The sequence below is a fragment of the Serratia sp. CoH_134_PS_4 genome, assembly GCF_058190535.1.
In genome coordinates, this window is record NZ_JBXWKI010000022.1 from 14,530 (window position 1) to 31,524 (window position 16,995).

A 16,995-nucleotide genomic window follows, 5' to 3' on the forward strand; every position below is an offset into this window, starting at 1 on the left:
TATGAAAAATCTATATTTAGATAATGTGCTACGTTTATCAGTTAATGCGCGGTTCTAACGTAGCCATCGAGAAAGTTGATGAGAGAAGCCATTCGATTTACAGGTTCGCTTTGCCCGTTGATTTCTTCAAGTTTAGCCAGAAGGTCAACAGGGACATTACTGTAAGAAACCGATTGATCACTTTTATCAACTTCCGTCAATTCAAGGTATCGTAAACCTGCGATAACTGCCTCAGGGAGAGGACGAATCTTACCGCCGATCTTAACAAATTCATTCACACCTATAAGCTGGGTGATTTTCGTCGTGTGAACAACTTCGGGGTCAAAGCACAAGAACAGATAAGCAGGGAAAAGAGGCCGCTGGTTGATGCGCACGCTCGTCTTGCTGTCTGCCCGTTTCGTGATCACCGTCAGTAATGGTGTGTAATGAGTGACCGACAACCGCTCAAACCCTGCAAGGATTTGCTTGTAGGCTTTCGGACTATGGTAAAGCAGAAACCAACCCTTCATAGAACCTCCTTTTCCACGCTGACGCCCTGAGCGATCCAGGTGGATATCCCCAATACGTGCCACGTCATAACTGTATGGATATACAGTATTATGCAAATCTATGACATGTGCAACTCTCGTTGTTGTTTGGTGATTCCCTGATGTTACGCAATACGTAACATTAAAAGTGATAAGTGATGGTAAACGTGTGCCAATGTTTCAATTACTTATCAGGTTTTATAATGGTTCCGAAGAGATTGAGAATTGCGCGTAAGTACGCCGGACTATCCCAGGAAAAACTCGGTGTCTTGAGCGGTATAGATGAAGGGTCAGCCCGAGCTCGTATATCCAGGTATGAGCATGGCGTTAATCGCCCCACCTATGAACAGACACGCCAGTTCGCCAAAGTGCTCGACGTTCCTACATGCTACTTCTACATCGATGATGATGGCTTTGCCAACCAAGTTTTAGCCCTGTATGACAAAATCAACAACCCAACCATGCCGCCGCGTACATTCTATTGATGTTATACCACGCTGACGCCATTTCCGATCCAGATGGAGGGGAAGAAGGAAGGACTCGATCACGTTGTTATCTATCTATATACTGCTACATTCACATAGTATCAAAATTTACGGCCAATGAAAGTAGAAAAGGCCACGATAGTATGCCAACAAATGGTGATTAAACAGTAAGAAAAACCATTAAAAATGCAAAATACCAGAATTAAAATCCATCCGCTAAGACATTACTAGATCAATCGATCGCCTTTAACCTCTTAAACAAACAAAAATTCTTTTTTACACAGTTCTTACTTAAAAAAGATTAACCGATCAATTTCAACAACTTGCAGTGCCATGCAAATTTTCATCTATACGATGAAATATTGTCATTGTATCTACGGCAAGATAACTCTCAATTTATCAAATATATTCCATATAGAATATATCAAATATATCATCTATGTGAACTGAGTGAATTCTAACTCCCATCCGCGTGCGGTTATAGCTTGAATACGCCCACTTTTATTCCGACCTTGTCCTGCTGTTGTTGCTTCAACAAACTCATTTTAGCATCCTGGAACTGCTTTATGCTGACACTCTGTTTTATGAAACGTTGCGGATCATTCAGCACTTCAACGTTGTTAAACTGAACCTTTCTATCAATACCAATCACACCTTTGTTCTCAACAACCCAGTTATTTCGCTTAGACTCTTTATAGCCTTTGACTTCACCTTGCTTATCAAACAAAGGAACCTTAACAGTTGTTTCCCCTTCCTTTTTTATCTTAATGACACTTCCTATATTCACTTTTTCCCTGAGTAGCTCATTTGCTAAGTTGGTTCCCCAAATAGTCATTTCCTTTTCGCCCTTTATCGTTTTCAGTTGAATATAGTTTTGACGTTTATTTTTAGGGTCGTTTTTGTAATGCGTGTTCCCAAAATCAACCACTTCATAAAGATTACGCGTTTTATCAGGTTCTGCTTTGATTTTAGTTTTAAGTGCAAAGTCATGCTTATGAGTGGCCTTTACGTTATAGCCTTTGTCTTGGAGTTTTTGTGCGAAACCAGAGCGTAAATCGCGGAGATCTTGCTTACGTATGTTTATCCGATGACCGGCATTGTCAGGTATACGCAGAACAACATGTACATGAGGGTTGTCTGTGTCCTGATGATAAGCCATCATAAATCGATTGTCGGGGTATTTTTCTTTTATAACATCCCGAACTGAATCCAACATATCATCCTGGCTAACACCGACCATGGAATTTGTATTGAACATCATGTTATGTGTTATATGAGGGTTTTTGTTATCATCAAGACGTGTTTTATCCTCAGGGGAAATCATATAGTCGTAGGCTTCGGAAATATCTTTATCACCTTCATATTCTCTCCCTTCATCATCTTTTAACTTTAAATCAGAATCACGACTGATGTAATTAATTGAATTTTTTATTCCTCGGGCTGTTTTGGCATTACCTGTGATCTTAACCATAACTTCACGACTAGCACCTTTAGAAGTAGTACGCTGCTTTACCCCTTTCTGATAAGCAGCACCACCATTCCTGGCTTTATGTGCAAGAGGATTTTTTGACGCTCGATCACTCCGCGCCTTTCTAATCTTGTACTCTTTATCAACACTAACGCCCATCTCTGCCTCCCCGTTTCCTAAAGTTACTCCTATTAATCCCAGCTGTTGTTAACGTATCAACCTGTTTTTTCAAGGCTTCAATGTTTTCATTAAGACGGCGAACATCCTGTAAAAATTCATCATCGTTAATAGTTAACATCTGTTTTTTTGATATGATGTAATGCAAATTACGCCCTACCACATCAACAGCGTTCCTCGCCCTCCGAAGCTCTGCAACTTCATCCGGGTAAAAAGCTGGAGCGTTGGTCAATGAAGATGCCAGGCGAAACCGCGACTCTTTGGACAAAGACCAACCATTTCTAGCGGCTTCACGCTGCAACTTTTCTTTCAGCTCCATGCTAACTTTAACATTAAGCTTCTCCGAGTTATCCTGAAAATTGAAGTCGCTAATTCCATAATTAGTGGTGCTTTTGGTTGCTGTAATAGCCAATGCGATTTTTTTTAATAAAGATGCAGGTGTTAACCCTGCTATTGTCGCTTCTGATTTTAAAATATCGTATGCGTCAACATCCAGTCTAAGTTGTACATGTTTTACTTCACCCCCCATTAGAGAACCTCCGGCAACGTTATTACATAGTTCATATAATAGCAGAATGCATGTGTATGTGGCTATATTTACAGCAGATGGTGATCTGATACAAGCCTATATCTAACTCTGCTCTAAAAAACACAAAATGAAAATATTCGCTTTTAAATCATATCATTAACGCCTCTAGATGTGTTCGCTATGCTCACCCATCAAGACAACGGAAATCACGCCCAGGTCGCCGCATAGCGTCGCCCAGCCCGCTCACCGTTGCCAGCGTTAAAAACGTTCTGTGTAGCGGCGAGTTGGTTTAAGCTTTGCAGGCGGAGGGGGGGATTTTGCGTTATGTGGGTTAATTACGCCTACGGCGGCTTCGGGGGAATGTTACAGCGGCGCTCATCTTTCTTTTTCTTTTCCCCCTACATGCCCTTTCGGGCATAAAAAAGGGAGCCTTAGCCCCCTTTCTTTCATCATCTAATCCTTGTTAAATCGTATTTTTCACCGTACCACTCAACTAACTGCTCTGGGGACTCTTTCGCCTCATACGCTTGGAGAATAAAATCCGAACTCAAAGAAACGTCTTCCATCGTTAAGCCATATCGGTGCTCAAAAATCCGTTTAACTCCTGCCTTGTAATAGTGAATTGACTTCGTGTAAATCAATTTAGTTTTCATAGCGCATACCCCCGCAGGTAATCTACCCACCAACGCAGATCGTCCCATGCATGTGCTTTCATTGCCGGTATACGGGTTTGTTTTCCGCTTGCGAGTTGTTTTGCGAGCTGTATAATATCAATTGGCATTTTTAATTCCTCGACAGTCTTAGATTTGCCTGAGAGCCGGATTGTTAGCGCAACCCGGCTTTCTTTTTTAGATGGCTTGAATTACTTCATTTACTTCCTTCACAACATAGTTGTAACCCTTGTTGTTTTGGCCGAATTGGAAAGCCGCATCAAATTTATTCAGTGCATTTGTGATATAACGGCAAATCACAACTTCACCAAAAGAATTTTCTGCAATAAATACAACTTCAAAGCGAGATAAGCGGAGGGTATCAAAATTGCGGTTAGATTCTTTCATATTCATTACTCCAATCACCTACGGGGTGTACCGATCGAATCGCTATTGATTCAATAAATTCATTATACATCGTTTGATATCCGATGCAACTTTTATATTCATCAATAATAAATTAAGCGGTGTGAGTTAAGCCTGGATTTGATGACGGGTTGCGTATTCTGCGAAGTATCGATTGCCGTTTATATTTGCGGGGGTCATGGTAACGATATACCCGGAACCTGATTTCTCCACCGCTTCGAGCGGATAATAAGACCGGTTTAGAACATTTATAACCATGTCTCCTACAACTAATTCTTTAGTTTTCTTTTCCATCGTGAAACCCTCTGCTGTAGTGATAATTATCGATTCAATAAATTTTTTATACATCGTTTGATATTTGATTCAACATAAGATAAAAAAATAAGGCGGGTTTCCCCGCCTTGTATTAATTTGTTTTTTCTAATTGTTTTTTACCTTTTGCTTTTCTTTGTCCATTTGTTCCATACATTTCGCGGATTTCTTCGATGGTGTGTGTTTTCCTGTTGTAAACACTTTTATGCTCCTCTGGTCTGTAATACCACTCTTTTTTACTAGGTGCCCACTTGCATTTTAGCGATTTAAGTATCTCTTTATGATTTTTAGTTTCACCTCTAATCCAAACCCAGTTTCCTATCACTTCAAATATTACCCCTTCCATCGTCACAATCGTTTTTAATACACTTTCAATTTCATCACTGTAGTTATACACATCCTCTTCATTCTGTGATTGAAATTGATTTATTTTTTCAATGTTATTAGTAAGGAATTCATACGCCGCATTAATCATTTTCATCATTTCTGCGCCGATTGGGTTTTTATCTGGGTGATATTTAACAGCGAGGCGTTTGAATGCTTTTTTCAGTTCTGCCTGATTAACTTCACCAGTTAAACCGAGAACGTTGAGGGCTTCTTGAATGTTCATAATTTTATTCCTAGCGCCGTTCGGGGCGTACCGTTCAAATCACTGCTGACTTGATAAAACCATTATACATCGTTTGATAACTATCGCAATGTTTTTATGCACGTAAGTGCATGAAAAGCGGCACTATGTAGTTAAAAATTACACTATTATAACCCCGCTGATGCCCGCCCTTGGGCGGTACAATATTGCATAAAGCAAAATCCCCCCCTCCGCCCTGCTAAGCCTATACGCGCCAACAGACGACGCAGACGCAAAACCAGCCCTTACCTCGGTGAGCGGTCAGAACGACGCACAGCGCCGTTTTGAGCGTGATTTCCGAGGCGTTAGCGGATGCGCTTGCGCAGACGGTTACGGGGGAGAACGTAGAGAACAAACAGAAGGAAATAAACACAATCAAAAATGGCGGCGCCGGCTGATGGCCATGTGTAAAAATGATGGTGTTTTCATCCCTGGCGCCTGGCTGCAGAATGTGCCTTTGACGTCAAATTGACAAATACGGATGTTTACCGGCCAACAATAACAAAAAATTATACTCCCCTACGGTCAGCGTTCCGCGTGTGTTCGGGTTCTCTTTTGACTGCCAGCTGCGCGGCAGACACTCAAACAGTGCGGCGGCTTGTTCAACGCTCAACCCGGCAGCTTCCCTCAACTGCCTAACGTCGTCAGCGCTAGGTTTATTCTGTACCGTCATCAGCTCCGGTTGTTTCTGGGTCAAAACATATTGAGGATGCTCACCGGCAAGCAACAGTAAAAACTGGAACTCACCGGGTCGGATGCCGATCGTCTCTTTTGACGTTTCAGACTCCTTTTTTTGCCACGTAGCCAAAGTAACGCCAAAAAGCGCAGCAAGTTTTTTTTGCGTCAATCCGAGTTGATTTCTCAGCTTTGCGATTTCCGCGCCGGTCGGTGTCGTCATTCTTCACCCTTAAAAAATTCAGAATCGAGTAAAATTTTAGTTGAGCGCAACTTGGGTAAATCTAGCCCTTTTAATTCTTCTTTGCTGCTTGCGGTAAACTGTGAGACTTGATCCACAAATTCCTTTTCCGTTCCGTCTGGAAAGCGTTTACGTTTGATTCGTGTAAACACGGCTTCTAACTGCCCGTTATCCAATTTAAAAACTTCTGTTTTAAACGTATTCATGCCGCTGGAACCAGCATGATGATAGACGCAGGTCTTAGACATTGTTTTGCCCTCTTAGCTGGCTAATAAACCCAACGATCCGAATAGTTTCATCCATCGTTAACCCTTTTAGGTCGAGTTTATAATTTTCATAGCAATAGCGTTGAACCTCGCCGCCGATCCCCCCATGACTCAATCCACACACTCTATCGGTGTGACCATAGCGAGGCCGTTCGACACTGACTAAGCGGCTTATAGCATCGATAAACCACTCTTTAGCCTGTTTCCGTTCAGCGTCTCTTTGTCGCTGGCTATCCGCATCTGCAAGCTTTGCCCGGAGGCCATTGAATAAGCGCTTGCGGATATCACGGCTGATCGCCGTTGGCGTTCTACTGTGGGAAATTTTAATCGCTGTATCGCTGCAATGGTCAATGACGGCCAACAGCTGAAACTGGTGATATGTGCAGGTGATTATGATGCTGTAATGTCGGTATTCAGGAGAGCGCAAGACTTGACGCCATTGCTCAGACTTTAGACGGTCAATGTGCCACCCGTCGCCGAGTAGCAAGCAGACTTGCTCAAGGGTGGTAATTTGCTGATTTGAAAATTCTTGCATGTTGTACTCCTATCGCCAATCGGGGCGTACCGTAATAAATCTTACCGTTTGTCGGCAGTTAAATAGACTTCATCCCCTGCCCGTTTGCCAACGGCGATCACCAGCAGGACGATTTCGTTGTCGATGGCTTCGTAAACCAGTCGATACCCGGATGAACGTAGTTTGATTTTATAGCGGTTCTGGCGGCCACTGAGTCGGGACGCTGGCACATGAGGGTTTTCTAATCGCTCAGCCAGCTTTTTTTTCAACTGCTCCCTGATCGGATGTCCCAGCTTTTTCCACTCTTTCAGAGCCCGTTTTTCAAACTTGAGTTTATAGGTCATCGAGGGTAACGCTCACAAACTCGGCATTTTTCATGCGCTCATCAGCGATTTGATTCAACTCAGCATCTTCGGCCAGCTCACGATAATAGGCGTAGAGCTCGGGGGGAACGCAGTAGAACGCTGGTTCGTTGCGATTGAGGATCGCGACCGCTTCACCGTCACCATCGGCCACGGTTCCCATCGGATTTTTTTTCAGGTCGGTTATCGACGCTGCGGTAGTAGTTAAAATCTGATAAGCCATGAGAGACCCTCCTTCAATAGAACACCAATAATAGCACCATTAAAAGTATTTTTCAATGTATCTAGCTGCGAAAATCATCTTCGAACGGTTCCATTAATTCATTAATATATGAAATACCAAACTCGTTTTTTATATCCTCTTTAATTCGGTGACAAAGTAATTTAACCGCGTCTGTTTTTGCTGCCATTTCAATTGTGCAATCGTAAAGCCGCTCTAACATCAAAGTTGTTTTAGTAATGTTCGAACCATATTTCGACAACGCATAAATTAAAAATTTACCACCCTCTTTATCGTTATGTTTCTCCATAAATAAAGTAGCGGCCAAGTCATCCCCATATGCGAATTCATCCAATATGATCTTCTTTACCTTTTCCGGGAAACTGACTTCTATAATATCTACATCACTTTCTCTAAATTTACCCAAGAATTCAATGAAGGGAGAATACTTTTGGGCAAATGGAATGAATTTATTTGCAGGAATTACACAAGTATAATAACAGTGAAAACCGTCATCCATTTTTGATTGAAAACCCAAGTCTCGATCATAATGACTTTTGCAGAAATCAACCAAATCAACTAAAGCGTTTTTTTCTAATAACCGTTCGTCAGCAATGATGGTTTGTTCCTGGGTTTGCTCAAAGTAGTCAACGCCTCCAGTACTGATTGCTTCAAGGATCGCAAAACTATTCAAATCACACTGTGCCAGAATGCTCATTTCAATTCGATGCATTTGTATATTATTGATTCCAGCCATAAATAATTATCCTTGTAACGTTAACAAGCACAGCCAGGGATTGTAGCTCCGGCGACCCGTAAGACTATGTGAGCGGAAGGAAAAAGCAAAGGTGCAATGATACCTTGCGCTCAAACGCCATCAGCAGCCCATAGAGCGATTGTGAGCATATTGATGAGCTGAGCCTTCACTTACATGCTGATAGTGGCTCTGAACGCGTTACAGAGAGTCACTAAACGATCCTTTCAGGATCTTCCGCACCGCTCGCCGCAGTTTTGGCTAGCGTAGGCAAGCTATGCGCCGCCGGAGTCTGTCAAAACGAGGAAGCGGAATTGCTACGGTGTTTAATGTGAGCACGTTCACACAGTAGCATATTGGGGCGATCAGGAGGTCTGACCGTGGGTTGTGTGCCTGCGAGTTATCCACAGGGCTTTGTATTACTGATCTTTTTTTACTTATTAAAAGACTTAGTTCAAAACTTACTTAAACTTGATCTTAACTTAATAGACTTAAGCAACATTTTAGTAACATTTTCATATTGTTGTTATTTAAGTATTTATTCCTTTTTTTTTATTGAGTGTTAGGTCTAAAGGTGAACACCTATGCCGCAAAAGGTGAACGTTTATGCCGTTAAGGGTGAACACCTATGCCGTAAGAGGTGAACGCCTATGCCGTTAAGGGTGAACGCCTATGCCGTAGAGGTGAACGCCTGTGCCGTAAGAGGTGAACGCCTGTGCCGTAAGAGGTGAACGCCTATGCCGTTTGCTGTAATTTACGTTTGCAATAGGGGTTGCAGGCTTTTCCTGGCTGATTTTTGAGCGCTACAGGTCATATAGTAGTCTGATATATATATCATTTTAATAGATCAGTTTGTTGATGAGTACCTTTCAGAGCGGTAAGCCTTTCCTATCAGATATATGCTTATGTTTGTAATGACTTTTTATGAAAGGTGAACGCCTATGCCGTGTTTGGTGAGGGAGAGTGCCGCAAAAGGTGAACACCTATGCCGTCTCGAATTACACTTGATTACACAGTTAAAACCTCAAAGGTGAGATTTATCTTTTTTGATATCTCACTTAAAGGTGAACTCTTTTTTCTTGCAAAGTTCACCTTTGGTGTTATTGTTGTTCTGTCGAATAAGATAAAAAGGTTTGTACGGATGAAACTTCAAAATGTGACGCCAAAAACTAAGATAAGACATCGGAATGAAATCAACTCTACATTCTCCATGCTTCCCTTGTCTGCTCGCCGAATCTTGTTTATGGCTATTGCCCAACTTGATTCCAAAAGAATGCTAGAGCAAGGGCAGACATTCAGAATAACTGCAAAAGAGTATTCTGTGATAGCTGATGTGGACATATCTGTCGCTTACAAGCAACTTAAAGAGGGTGCTAGCGAACTACAGACCAGTATCATTAGCATTCCAAAGAGTCAGCTTTTAGAACCATTCGCAAGAGCTGGGGAACCTTTGTTACCGAAGAAAGGGAAAAAATCACCGGCTGATACTATACGATCTTTAAACTTGACTGAATATTGTGACTATGCAGAAAGTGAGTCATCAATAGAGCTGAGTTTTACACGATTCATCGAACCATACATTTGTAGATTGAAAGACAACTATACAACTCAAGTTCTGTTATCCACGGTTAGACTCTCAGAGACGAATGCTAGCTCACTTTATCAACTTATTAGAAAAAACATCAGCATTGGAAAGAGAAGCTATTTTGATATCGAGGTTGATGATTTAAAAGATGAGTTGAATTTGTTTAAAATTGAAGACAACGAAAAAAATTACTTTTATCCAGACTTCAAAATTTTCAATAGAGCGTTTTTGAAGAAAAACATTTCTCTAATAAATGATGTTACCGAAATTAAAGATCTAGATTTTTCAATTATTGAAAAAGTTGCCCGTAAAGCTTCTAAGCTTCGTTTTACTTACTCTGTAAGTAAAGAGAGTGAAGCAGAAGATGATTTTGCAGATGAGGCGCTGGAACTAAACCAAAAAGGTGAAGTGAAAGCATCGAGTAACAACTCTCGGCGTGATATCAATGCAATCTCAGAGCCAGACACAGAAATCCCTCAGGGCTTTAGAGGTTAAGGAGGCTTTATGTCAAACATCTATCAGTTCCCGCAAGGCAAGGAAAGAACCAGTTTTAAAGCAGCCGTGAAACGTGTGAGTCATGAGAAAAAGAAGGCAGTGAGTAATGGCCGCGTTCTGAGGTGGCTAGATTTCCTTTGGTTTACGGTTCGCTATGCAATTGCTTTACTGCTCACTGCTGCCGTTCTGTTACCTGCTAATGTGCTCTACCCGTTCAGGAAGTTGTTAACATATCTGACTGTAGGGCTTGGACTCGTTTTTTACTATACGGTCTATGATGAGCATTTTTATAAAGGTACTGACTTCACGCTTATCTGTTTGATCGCAATGACGGTGATAGCTCACTTGGGTTTAGTGTTGGATATTGTTTTTTTGAAATTTGAGCCTTTTTTCCGTCTGATGCATGTTAAAAATAATACGCCGTTTACCAGGGAAAACCGTAGCCAGAGCGGTGCAGCCAATGATGATTGATTGGTATACCCTCCCCGTTCTGCAAAGCGATTTTTTCCGTGCTACCATAGAGTAAGGTGATAAATGAGAACTTCGGAGCAGCAAAGAGAACTACACGATGCAAGATAGGCAAAGTGACCACATATCCATGCATTTCATGCATTACTATGTGTTCACTTTGCCAGTGCTGCCGTAGGCTCTCGGGTTGCTATGCAACAGAAGGAGTAATGATAATGGATTACCAACAACGTAACCCACTAACGATACAAGAGAAGGAGTTCTATGCCAATCTGGTGCAGCTCTGCCCTCCTGGTGTCGTGGTTTTGTCTAAAATTAAACTTGCCGAACTGGTGAAACCCACAGCAGAATCAGGTAGTGATAAATTCTATAATGACATCAAAAAAATCCTGAGTGTTACCCTGGATTTTGTTGTGTATGATTTGAATAACAATTATACCGTGGCGGTGTTTGACTATCAAGGAAATGGGATTTTCAAAGAGGAAAGGAAATCATTTCTTTCTGAGGTGTTTAAACAATCTTCGATTGAATATTTTTGCATTTCAAGAGTTGCGGAACTTTACTTAATTGATTTTTTTAAGGGGTAATATATGGGCCTTGTTAAGAGTTTGTTAGATGACATGCAGGAAGAAAGAAAAGAAGAATGGATACGCGAACATCTGGGACTAGATGAAGACAGCGAGCTTGATGAACTATCTATTGAATATGGAGAAGCAGAATTTCAGTTTCATGAATACCAGGATCATCTTGCAGATGAAGCTGCCTATCAGTTTGAGTTAGAAGAAGAACAGGAAATGGAGATCGAGTGGTTAAAAAAGAATCCCCATCTTGATATTTTTAAAAATTACTCCAGTGCCTTAGAAGCTGTTCTCTCTCTCAATTCAATTGAAAACAATGAAACACTCATAAAAATGCAAGTGGCCTACTCAGTCACTATCCTGGAATCTTGTCTCAGCGAAATGTTAAAATCTGTGGTTTTATCCTCTGATCGTTACATACGAAACGCTGTTTCCCATGTGAAGGGGTTAAATGACACTACGGTATCTTTGAAGGAAATTCTTGATGATGGTTCTATCATAGAAAAGAGAGTAATGAATTTCTTTTCTGATATTCTTTATCATCAGATTCCAAAGGTTTTAAATATCTATGAGGTTGTCTTGCAAGCAAAACAGCCAAAAGAAAATCGGTTAGGAGAATTAGTTAAGTTAATAAAGCTTAGGCATGACATTGTTCATCGCGATGGAAAAACCATAGAAGGGAAAAGAATTCCTCTTACTTCCAATGATGTTGAAAACTCAGTCAATCTAGTTCGTGTTTTTTTAGCTATTGTCAGTGGTTATATTTCTTCTGCTATCATTACTAATGAAGAAAAATATGAAGAGGACGAGAAATTAAAAAGAGAAGCTTTTTTAAAAAGTATGCCGCCTTTTTGAGTAAATGCCCCTTTCGGGGCTTTTTACTTTTCAGTTAAACATGCGTAAATCGCGGGTATAACTTTGACGATAAGCAGTATCATGCTTATTACTATGTACGCAATATAGCCTATCCTTGCAGGCCATGAGGCTTCTTGAATTACAGTAATTATGTGATTTATTAATTCCATTTATCCTCCTGTAGATGTCGTTAAGAGGGGATTGGGCATTCCTTATTTTTCGAAGAAATTTTCATGGGGCGTATCGCCTGTGACCCAATAGCTGGGATTAGTAATCCACGCCCGCCGGTCGAACGCAATAGCAACGCGGCGGTTGAACAACCAATGACACCAAGCAACAAATCGCGAATTTCCCTCGTAAAGAATCGAGTTGCTAGGGATTCCGACGATGTATCTGGTTCTTGGTTTCCTGCTGGACATACCACCCCCTTAACACTTTCAATTCCAACGCCCTGGGCTTCTCAGGCTTATTTCTCCTAACAACATTAGCAGGTCGTTATCATCTAACTTTGCCAAGGTTTTTAATGCGGCACGGATAACGTTTGTTTTTGTCGCACCGGTTCTTTTAGCTGTGTTCTCTACAAAATCCTTTTCTTCTTCGGTCAATGTAAACAGCGTAGGTTTAACTTTTTTACGCGTCTCAGGGCGCTTATCCCCTTCCCTGATAAATGAAGTTACCTGTTCATTTTTATCCACCTCCTCATTTTCTGAGACAATTTTGCGGGTTGGTAATTGTACTTTTGGTTTTGTAGACATTACTGTCACCTCTTTATAATAAATTAGAAAATGCCAACTTCATGGCACAACAATTCAATCTCACCTTTAGCTTGGCCGTCTTTTGCTTCGTGTACGCCCTGCCCTGCGTTAAACGTTTTTACGTATACAGTGCGTTCGCCGATACGTTGTTTTGTCGGCTGTAACCAATACTCATCGCTTTTAAGCATATTAGCTAAATCGGTGGCATCGGTATTCCCGCTGCGGGTTGAACAGCGGTTAAAGACCAGGTGCGCTTTCAGTGAAGGGTTGTGCTTTTCCTGTGCCGTTCTGACGGTTTCCGTGAGGGCTGCGATGGAATCGATTTCGGATTGAGAAGACGGTTTTACCGGCGACAGTAAAATATCGCTCACAGTTAGCGCTGAGCGGAATTCCTGGCTATCGTGACCGGCAGTGTCAACCAGGACAATATCGTAGTGCTTATTCAGTTCTGTGAGTTCCTTACGTAGATCCCCGTAAGCTTCAACGAACGTGAATGACGGTAAACCGGCTTCCTGGCGACGTGCATACCAGCTCTTGAGACAGCCAAGCTTGTCAGAACCCACCATAGCGATGGTTTTCTTTGACATGTAACGTGCGGCAACGGCGATGTTGGCCGCTTTCGTGGATTTACCTACCCCGCCTTTATGACTACCAATCAGTACAATCATGATGACCTCGCGTGTTAGTAATATGTCCGATATATGCAGGTTAGCATTTATCGGATATATGTCAATACTAATATATCAAATATATTATCGATAGTATATTGGCGAGATTTCCCCATTCACCTGAGTGAGAAGTGCCGGTTAGAAGTCAAGTGCTGGCTCTTTTAGGGGTCAGTTTGGATATCGAAAATTATTGTACGTTAAGGTGATTTTTTGTACCTCTGAGCTGTGGTAGAGCTTGACCACTTTGACAGGCAGCTTTGAGCGAGAAGCGGACATTGCAGACTGCCCAGTAGAAAAAGTGCTATCAGAATTATCTAAAGGAAGATCGTATTTACCATGTCTCATTCTAACTGTTTAATAAATTACAAAAATTAAAATTTCCATTTAATATCATCGCGTTAAGCAAGAGAATTAAACCTCTCATTTAATTTATGATTCTTATTTAATTCATGAGTTGGTGTAAAAATAGGTTGCCGCACTATAGAAAGACACATATTTAAACCCAGCAGGAAATCATATTTGAAAGTAATGTGTTTAAGGGGCTGCGTAACAAGAACAGCAAGTAAACACATAGTAATAACAGTTACCATTCCCATTTCGCAAGTGGCCATATCAGAGGTGAACTAATGCCTGCTGCAATTTTAAGAATTAAGGTTATCCTAATAATTCTTTTGTATGATTAAGATCATCGATAAATTTACTAAGGACTCATTAATGAAATTGCGACTCTGGAATCTATTACCCCATGATTACGCTCCTTTTTTTCGTATTCTTCACATCATTGTGGCATTTCTAATATTATCACAAATTATTAACTCTAATCTGACAGAGACCGAAGCAATTGGTGAACATAGTCTTGAAGGAGTTATAACCTGGATGCACATTATTTCAGGGTTAGGACTGATTATTTGTGGTTTTATTATGTTAAGTTGGATGCTTACTCAAAGAGGTTTTACTTATTATTTTTCATGGGTAGGGCTTGACTTTAGTGGTATTAAGCAAGATATAAAAACGTTGACTAGTTTCCGACTGCCCGATGCACATTCGGGAGGTATTGCCAGTACAATCCAAGGATTTGGAGTTCTAGCATTGCTAATTGTAGCACTTTCAGGTGGCCTATGGTTCTTGTTGAATACCATGCAGTCAAATCTGGCTGAAACAGTAATCCACTGGCATAAGTTCTTTACTACTTTCATTGAGGTCTATTTTTATGCACATGGTGCAATGGGAGTTTTGCATATTTTAATTGAAAAATATAAAAGCCGCTCAGTTAACCTAAGTGACTAATCTGTTGTGAGATAATATTACTTCAAGTTGAAGAAAACCCTAAAAATAAAATTTAGTTTACTAGAAGATGAAACAGCACTTGCAGAGACTTTTTAATTAAATTTAATAAAAACGAAAAAATATTCATGGCGAAATGATTGTTTAATTATCTATCATGGATAGAAATGTGAGTTAGTCGTCCTATTTTAGGAAGTTAATAATGACTAAAACAAAAGGGTTACCTCGTCCGCTGACGCACTACGCTTGGCTTTCCATTGCCACGGCTATTGCCACTATCGGACTCAAAGGTGTGGCGTGGAAAATGACCGGTTCGGTCGGTCTGCTATCTGATGCCATCGAATCCGTAGTTAACCTCGCAGGAGCCCTAATGGCGCTCTGGATGCTGACCTTGGCTGCGCTTCCGGCCGATGAGAACCATGCATATGGGCACGGCAAAGCCGAATATTTCTCGAGTGCTTTCGAAGGATTTCTGATCCTATTGGCGGCAGCCAGTATCGCCTATACCGCAGTTGAGCGGATGTTAACTCCACAGCCGCTTGAGGAGATTGGTCTCGGATTACTGGTTTCAACAGTCGCATCAATCCTTAATTTTGTGACGGCTCGCATTTTGTTAAGGGCTGGCAGGCAGCACAACTCTATCACTCTTGAGGCAGATGCTCATCACCTGCTGACCGATGTCTGGACGTCGGTCGGTGTCATTTTTGGTGTCGGACTGGTTTATCTGACCGGCTGGTTTTGGGTCGATCCGATCGTTGCATTGCTGGTCGCAGCCAACATCGTTTGGACTGGTTATCAGCTTATGAGTCGTTCAGCTGCAGGTCTGATGGACGTATCGCTACCCACGGAAGAACTCAAAAAAATCGAGTCACTGCTGGCAGGATATCGTGAACAGGGGCTTGATTTCCATGCACTACGTACACGCCAGGCTGGCGGGCGGGCGTTTATGACAATGCACATCCTAGTTCCTGGGCGATGGACTGTTCAATATGGGCACGACTGGGCCGAGCGTATAGAGAATGATATCCGCACCGCACTGCCTTTTATCCATATCACCACTCATGTGGAACCGTTGGAAGATCCCGCGTCAATGAACGACCAAACGCTCGACATTTCTGATCACTAAACTAACCACATGTCGCTGGTCGGGCAGGGTAACAAACCTCGCTCTACAAAAATTTCAGGTATTCTCTATAATTCTGAGGGTACTTGATGTGACCTGCGCCCAATTGTTGGGCACGCAATATTTTTAAAAAGTCCGCTTCTGGCACACAGCGGACTTTCCTTACATAGATGATGCGTCAGGCTGCTAATCACAAAAGTTGTTACAGGGCGCTAACTATTAGGCCATGACTGCAAATAAACACCGTTATTCCAGCCTTTCAGGCAGTTTCATTATTTTTATGAAGCGCTTGTATCCGGCAAACCTGTGAAGCACTGTAGCCTGTAGCATCCGCCGTTTCCCGGATACTCAGTTTCTTTACCTGCCGGTAGTACAGGACTTTCTGATGCCGTTCCTGATCGGCCTGCTTACCCCGGTACTTTCCAATTGTATGAGCCCGCTCGATTCCCTGTTTTTGCCGCTGGCGGCGGCTCAGCCAGTCCTTATGTGACATTGCGGCCATCAGATCGATAAGCATGTTATTGATGGCGGTTATTACTGCGCGGGTTATCGGGTCGGCCTGCGAAGGGTCCTTATCTGACAGTGCCTGCCATGATGTGGGCACATCAAGACTGACAATTCGCAGCTCATGTTGTTCTATCTGTTTTTTTAGCGTCATCCAGTCGCTGTTGCTGAGACGTGTCAGACGGTCTATCTGCTCGACCAATAAAATATCATTGTGGTGACTGTCCATCAGTAAGCGCCCTAGTTCCGGGCGCTCAAGTTTTGTGCCACTGATATTTTCCCGGTAGTAGCTGGCGATTTTATGCCCCCGTTCCTGGACGAACTGCTCCAGCATCTCTTTTGCCCGATCGGCGAACTGGTCTTCCGTCGATGCCCTTAAATAAGCTCTGATGAACATTTTCCCACCGCGTTATCGCATTTAGGTTATTGCATTTATTCTATCGCAT

The 16,995-nt window shown here is 41.9% G+C and carries 22 protein-coding genes; 7 read left to right on the forward strand and 15 right to left on the reverse strand.

The window, feature by feature from the left end; all coding sequences use genetic code 11:
• Positions 1 to 41 precede the first annotated feature (41 nt).
• Positions 42 to 509, reverse strand: a complete 468-nt coding sequence (locus AC2FCQ_RS23465) for a transcription termination/antitermination NusG family protein (RefSeq protein WP_219015150.1) — start codon at positions 507 to 509, stop codon at positions 42 to 44.
• 221 nt (positions 510 to 730) lie between these two features.
• On the opposite strand from AC2FCQ_RS23465, the gene AC2FCQ_RS23470 reads away from it, so the two are divergent.
• A complete protein-coding gene (locus AC2FCQ_RS23470) occupies positions 731 to 1,012 on the forward strand; it encodes a helix-turn-helix domain-containing protein (RefSeq protein WP_126179355.1) in 282 nt (93 codons plus the stop codon).
• A gap of 478 nt (positions 1,013 to 1,490) precedes the next feature.
• Here the strand turns inward: AC2FCQ_RS23470 and mobP1 are convergent, their stop codons facing one another.
• The 11 genes from mobP1 to AC2FCQ_RS23525 form a co-directional block, all read right to left on the reverse strand.
• The gene (gene mobP1 / locus AC2FCQ_RS23475; protein ID WP_260524319.1) at positions 1,491 to 2,639 is read right to left on the reverse strand and encodes a MobP1 family relaxase; all 1,149 of its coding nucleotides are present in this window, start codon (positions 2,637 to 2,639) and stop codon (positions 1,491 to 1,493) included.
• On the reverse strand, positions 2,629 to 3,186 hold the full coding sequence (ddp1, locus tag AC2FCQ_RS23480; RefSeq protein ID WP_261136841.1) for a DNA distortion polypeptide 1: 558 nt from the start codon (positions 3,184 to 3,186) through the stop codon (positions 2,629 to 2,631). The genes mobP1 and ddp1 overlap by 11 nt, the downstream gene beginning before the upstream one ends.
• An 848-nt stretch (positions 3,187 to 4,034) precedes the next feature.
• Complete coding sequence (locus AC2FCQ_RS23485) at positions 4,035 to 4,244, reverse strand: hypothetical protein (RefSeq protein WP_126179359.1); 210 nt, start codon at positions 4,242 to 4,244, stop codon at positions 4,035 to 4,037.
• Between the two features lie 126 nt (positions 4,245 to 4,370).
• Positions 4,371 to 4,556: a hypothetical protein gene (locus AC2FCQ_RS23490; protein ID WP_490309111.1), complete on the reverse strand. Its 186-nt coding sequence runs from the start codon at positions 4,554 to 4,556 to the stop codon at positions 4,371 to 4,373.
• 112 nt (positions 4,557 to 4,668) lie between these two features.
• On the reverse strand, positions 4,669 to 5,184 hold the full coding sequence (locus AC2FCQ_RS23495; RefSeq protein ID WP_261136846.1) for a J domain-containing protein: 516 nt from the start codon (positions 5,182 to 5,184) through the stop codon (positions 4,669 to 4,671).
• 481 nt (positions 5,185 to 5,665) lie between these two features.
• Positions 5,666 to 6,100, reverse strand: a complete 435-nt coding sequence (locus AC2FCQ_RS23500) for a helix-turn-helix domain-containing protein (RefSeq protein ID WP_261136849.1) — start codon at positions 6,098 to 6,100, stop codon at positions 5,666 to 5,668.
• Positions 6,097 to 6,366, reverse strand: coding sequence for a hypothetical protein (locus AC2FCQ_RS23505; RefSeq protein WP_126179362.1), 270 nt, complete (start codon positions 6,364 to 6,366; stop codon positions 6,097 to 6,099). The genes AC2FCQ_RS23500 and AC2FCQ_RS23505 overlap by 4 nt, the downstream gene beginning before the upstream one ends.
• On the reverse strand, positions 6,359 to 6,919 hold the full coding sequence (locus AC2FCQ_RS23510; RefSeq protein ID WP_219015178.1) for a hypothetical protein: 561 nt from the start codon (positions 6,917 to 6,919) through the stop codon (positions 6,359 to 6,361). Before AC2FCQ_RS23510 ends, AC2FCQ_RS23505 begins: the two co-directional genes overlap by 8 nt.
• Positions 6,920 to 6,960: 41 nt before the next feature.
• Complete coding sequence (locus AC2FCQ_RS23515) at positions 6,961 to 7,242, reverse strand: type II toxin-antitoxin system RelE family toxin (protein WP_261136851.1); 282 nt, start codon at positions 7,240 to 7,242, stop codon at positions 6,961 to 6,963.
• Complete coding sequence (locus AC2FCQ_RS23520) at positions 7,232 to 7,483, reverse strand: type II toxin-antitoxin system Phd/YefM family antitoxin (protein WP_219015177.1); 252 nt, start codon at positions 7,481 to 7,483, stop codon at positions 7,232 to 7,234. The genes AC2FCQ_RS23515 and AC2FCQ_RS23520 overlap by 11 nt, the downstream gene beginning before the upstream one ends.
• A 61-nt stretch (positions 7,484 to 7,544) precedes the next feature.
• Positions 7,545 to 8,237, reverse strand: coding sequence for a hypothetical protein (locus AC2FCQ_RS23525; protein ID WP_261136852.1), 693 nt, complete (start codon positions 8,235 to 8,237; stop codon positions 7,545 to 7,547).
• Positions 8,238 to 9,375: 1,138 nt separating this feature from the next.
• On the opposite strand from AC2FCQ_RS23525, the gene AC2FCQ_RS23530 reads away from it, so the two are divergent.
• From AC2FCQ_RS23530 to AC2FCQ_RS23545, 4 genes are all read left to right on the forward strand, one after another.
• Positions 9,376 to 10,314 carry a replication initiation protein gene (locus AC2FCQ_RS23530; protein WP_261136861.1) on the forward strand — a complete coding sequence of 313 codons (939 nt, stop codon included), beginning with the start codon at positions 9,376 to 9,378 and terminating at the stop codon, positions 10,312 to 10,314.
• Between the two features lie 9 nt (positions 10,315 to 10,323).
• Positions 10,324 to 10,785 carry a hypothetical protein gene (locus AC2FCQ_RS23535; RefSeq protein WP_261136853.1) on the forward strand — a complete coding sequence of 154 codons (462 nt, stop codon included), beginning with the start codon at positions 10,324 to 10,326 and terminating at the stop codon, positions 10,783 to 10,785.
• Positions 10,786 to 10,997: 212 nt separating this feature from the next.
• Positions 10,998 to 11,369: a DUF2726 domain-containing protein gene (locus AC2FCQ_RS23540; RefSeq protein ID WP_261136855.1), complete on the forward strand. Its 372-nt coding sequence runs from the start codon at positions 10,998 to 11,000 to the stop codon at positions 11,367 to 11,369.
• A gap of 3 nt (positions 11,370 to 11,372) precedes the next feature.
• Positions 11,373 to 12,215, forward strand: coding sequence for a HEPN domain-containing protein (locus AC2FCQ_RS23545; protein WP_261136857.1), 843 nt, complete (start codon positions 11,373 to 11,375; stop codon positions 12,213 to 12,215).
• A gap of 437 nt (positions 12,216 to 12,652) precedes the next feature.
• On the opposite strand, the gene AC2FCQ_RS23550 is transcribed toward AC2FCQ_RS23545, so the two are convergent.
• A complete protein-coding gene (locus AC2FCQ_RS23550; RefSeq protein ID WP_260524432.1) occupies positions 12,653 to 12,970 on the reverse strand; it encodes a hypothetical protein in 318 nt (105 codons plus the stop codon).
• Positions 12,971 to 12,993: 23 nt separating this feature from the next.
• Complete coding sequence (locus tag AC2FCQ_RS23555) at positions 12,994 to 13,638, reverse strand: ParA family protein (protein WP_218218577.1); 645 nt, start codon at positions 13,636 to 13,638, stop codon at positions 12,994 to 12,996.
• A gap of 714 nt (positions 13,639 to 14,352) precedes the next feature.
• Here AC2FCQ_RS23555 and AC2FCQ_RS23560 point away from each other — a divergent pair.
• Positions 14,353 to 14,925, forward strand: coding sequence for a cytochrome b/b6 domain-containing protein (locus tag AC2FCQ_RS23560; RefSeq protein WP_001515348.1), 573 nt, complete (start codon positions 14,353 to 14,355; stop codon positions 14,923 to 14,925).
• A 199-nt stretch (positions 14,926 to 15,124) separates the two neighbouring features.
• Positions 15,125 to 16,048 (forward strand): cation diffusion facilitator family transporter, encoded by a 924-nt coding sequence (locus AC2FCQ_RS23565; RefSeq protein WP_000167917.1) that lies wholly within the window; start codon positions 15,125 to 15,127, stop codon positions 16,046 to 16,048.
• Positions 16,049 to 16,304: 256 nt separating this feature from the next.
• Here the strand turns inward: AC2FCQ_RS23565 and AC2FCQ_RS23570 are convergent, their stop codons facing one another.
• A complete protein-coding gene (locus AC2FCQ_RS23570) occupies positions 16,305 to 16,946 on the reverse strand; it encodes a recombinase family protein (protein ID WP_001567361.1) in 642 nt (213 codons plus the stop codon).
• Between the last annotated feature and the right edge of the window lie 49 nt (positions 16,947 to 16,995).

Excerpts from the sequence above, each read along its gene's own strand:
- AC2FCQ_RS23465 (WP_219015150.1), bottom strand. The coding sequence starts at position 509 with ATGAAGGGTTGGTTTCTGCTTTACCATAGTCCGAAAGCCTACAAGCAA.
- AC2FCQ_RS23470 (WP_126179355.1), top strand. The coding sequence starts at position 731 with ATGGTTCCGAAGAGATTGAGAATTGCGCGTAAGTACGCCGGACTATCC.
- mobP1 (WP_260524319.1), bottom strand. The coding sequence starts at position 2,639 with ATGGGCGTTAGTGTTGATAAAGAGTACAAGATTAGAAAGGCGCGGAGT.
- ddp1 (WP_261136841.1), bottom strand. The coding sequence starts at position 3,186 with ATGGGGGGTGAAGTAAAACATGTACAACTTAGACTGGATGTTGACGCA.
- AC2FCQ_RS23485 (WP_126179359.1), bottom strand. The coding sequence starts at position 4,244 with ATGAAAGAATCTAACCGCAATTTTGATACCCTCCGCTTATCTCGCTTT.
- AC2FCQ_RS23490 (WP_490309111.1), bottom strand. The coding sequence starts at position 4,556 with ATGGAAAAGAAAACTAAAGAATTAGTTGTAGGAGACATGGTTATAAAT.
- AC2FCQ_RS23495 (WP_261136846.1), bottom strand. The coding sequence starts at position 5,184 with ATGAACATTCAAGAAGCCCTCAACGTTCTCGGTTTAACTGGTGAAGTT.
- AC2FCQ_RS23500 (WP_261136849.1), bottom strand. The coding sequence starts at position 6,100 with ATGACGACACCGACCGGCGCGGAAATCGCAAAGCTGAGAAATCAACTC.
- AC2FCQ_RS23505 (WP_126179362.1), bottom strand. The coding sequence starts at position 6,366 with ATGTCTAAGACCTGCGTCTATCATCATGCTGGTTCCAGCGGCATGAAT.
- AC2FCQ_RS23510 (WP_219015178.1), bottom strand. The coding sequence starts at position 6,919 with ATGCAAGAATTTTCAAATCAGCAAATTACCACCCTTGAGCAAGTCTGC.
- AC2FCQ_RS23515 (WP_261136851.1), bottom strand. The coding sequence starts at position 7,242 with ATGACCTATAAACTCAAGTTTGAAAAACGGGCTCTGAAAGAGTGGAAA.
- AC2FCQ_RS23520 (WP_219015177.1), bottom strand. The coding sequence starts at position 7,483 with ATGGCTTATCAGATTTTAACTACTACCGCAGCGTCGATAACCGACCTG.
- AC2FCQ_RS23525 (WP_261136852.1), bottom strand. The coding sequence starts at position 8,237 with ATGGCTGGAATCAATAATATACAAATGCATCGAATTGAAATGAGCATT.
- AC2FCQ_RS23530 (WP_261136861.1), top strand. The coding sequence starts at position 9,376 with ATGAAACTTCAAAATGTGACGCCAAAAACTAAGATAAGACATCGGAAT.
- AC2FCQ_RS23535 (WP_261136853.1), top strand. The coding sequence starts at position 10,324 with ATGTCAAACATCTATCAGTTCCCGCAAGGCAAGGAAAGAACCAGTTTT.
- AC2FCQ_RS23540 (WP_261136855.1), top strand. The coding sequence starts at position 10,998 with ATGGATTACCAACAACGTAACCCACTAACGATACAAGAGAAGGAGTTC.
- AC2FCQ_RS23545 (WP_261136857.1), top strand. The coding sequence starts at position 11,373 with ATGGGCCTTGTTAAGAGTTTGTTAGATGACATGCAGGAAGAAAGAAAA.
- AC2FCQ_RS23550 (WP_260524432.1), bottom strand. The coding sequence starts at position 12,970 with ATGTCTACAAAACCAAAAGTACAATTACCAACCCGCAAAATTGTCTCA.
- AC2FCQ_RS23555 (WP_218218577.1), bottom strand. The coding sequence starts at position 13,638 with ATGATTGTACTGATTGGTAGTCATAAAGGCGGGGTAGGTAAATCCACG.
- AC2FCQ_RS23560 (WP_001515348.1), top strand. The coding sequence starts at position 14,353 with ATGAAATTGCGACTCTGGAATCTATTACCCCATGATTACGCTCCTTTT.
- AC2FCQ_RS23565 (WP_000167917.1), top strand. The coding sequence starts at position 15,125 with ATGACTAAAACAAAAGGGTTACCTCGTCCGCTGACGCACTACGCTTGG.
- AC2FCQ_RS23570 (WP_001567361.1), bottom strand. The coding sequence starts at position 16,946 with ATGTTCATCAGAGCTTATTTAAGGGCATCGACGGAAGACCAGTTCGCC.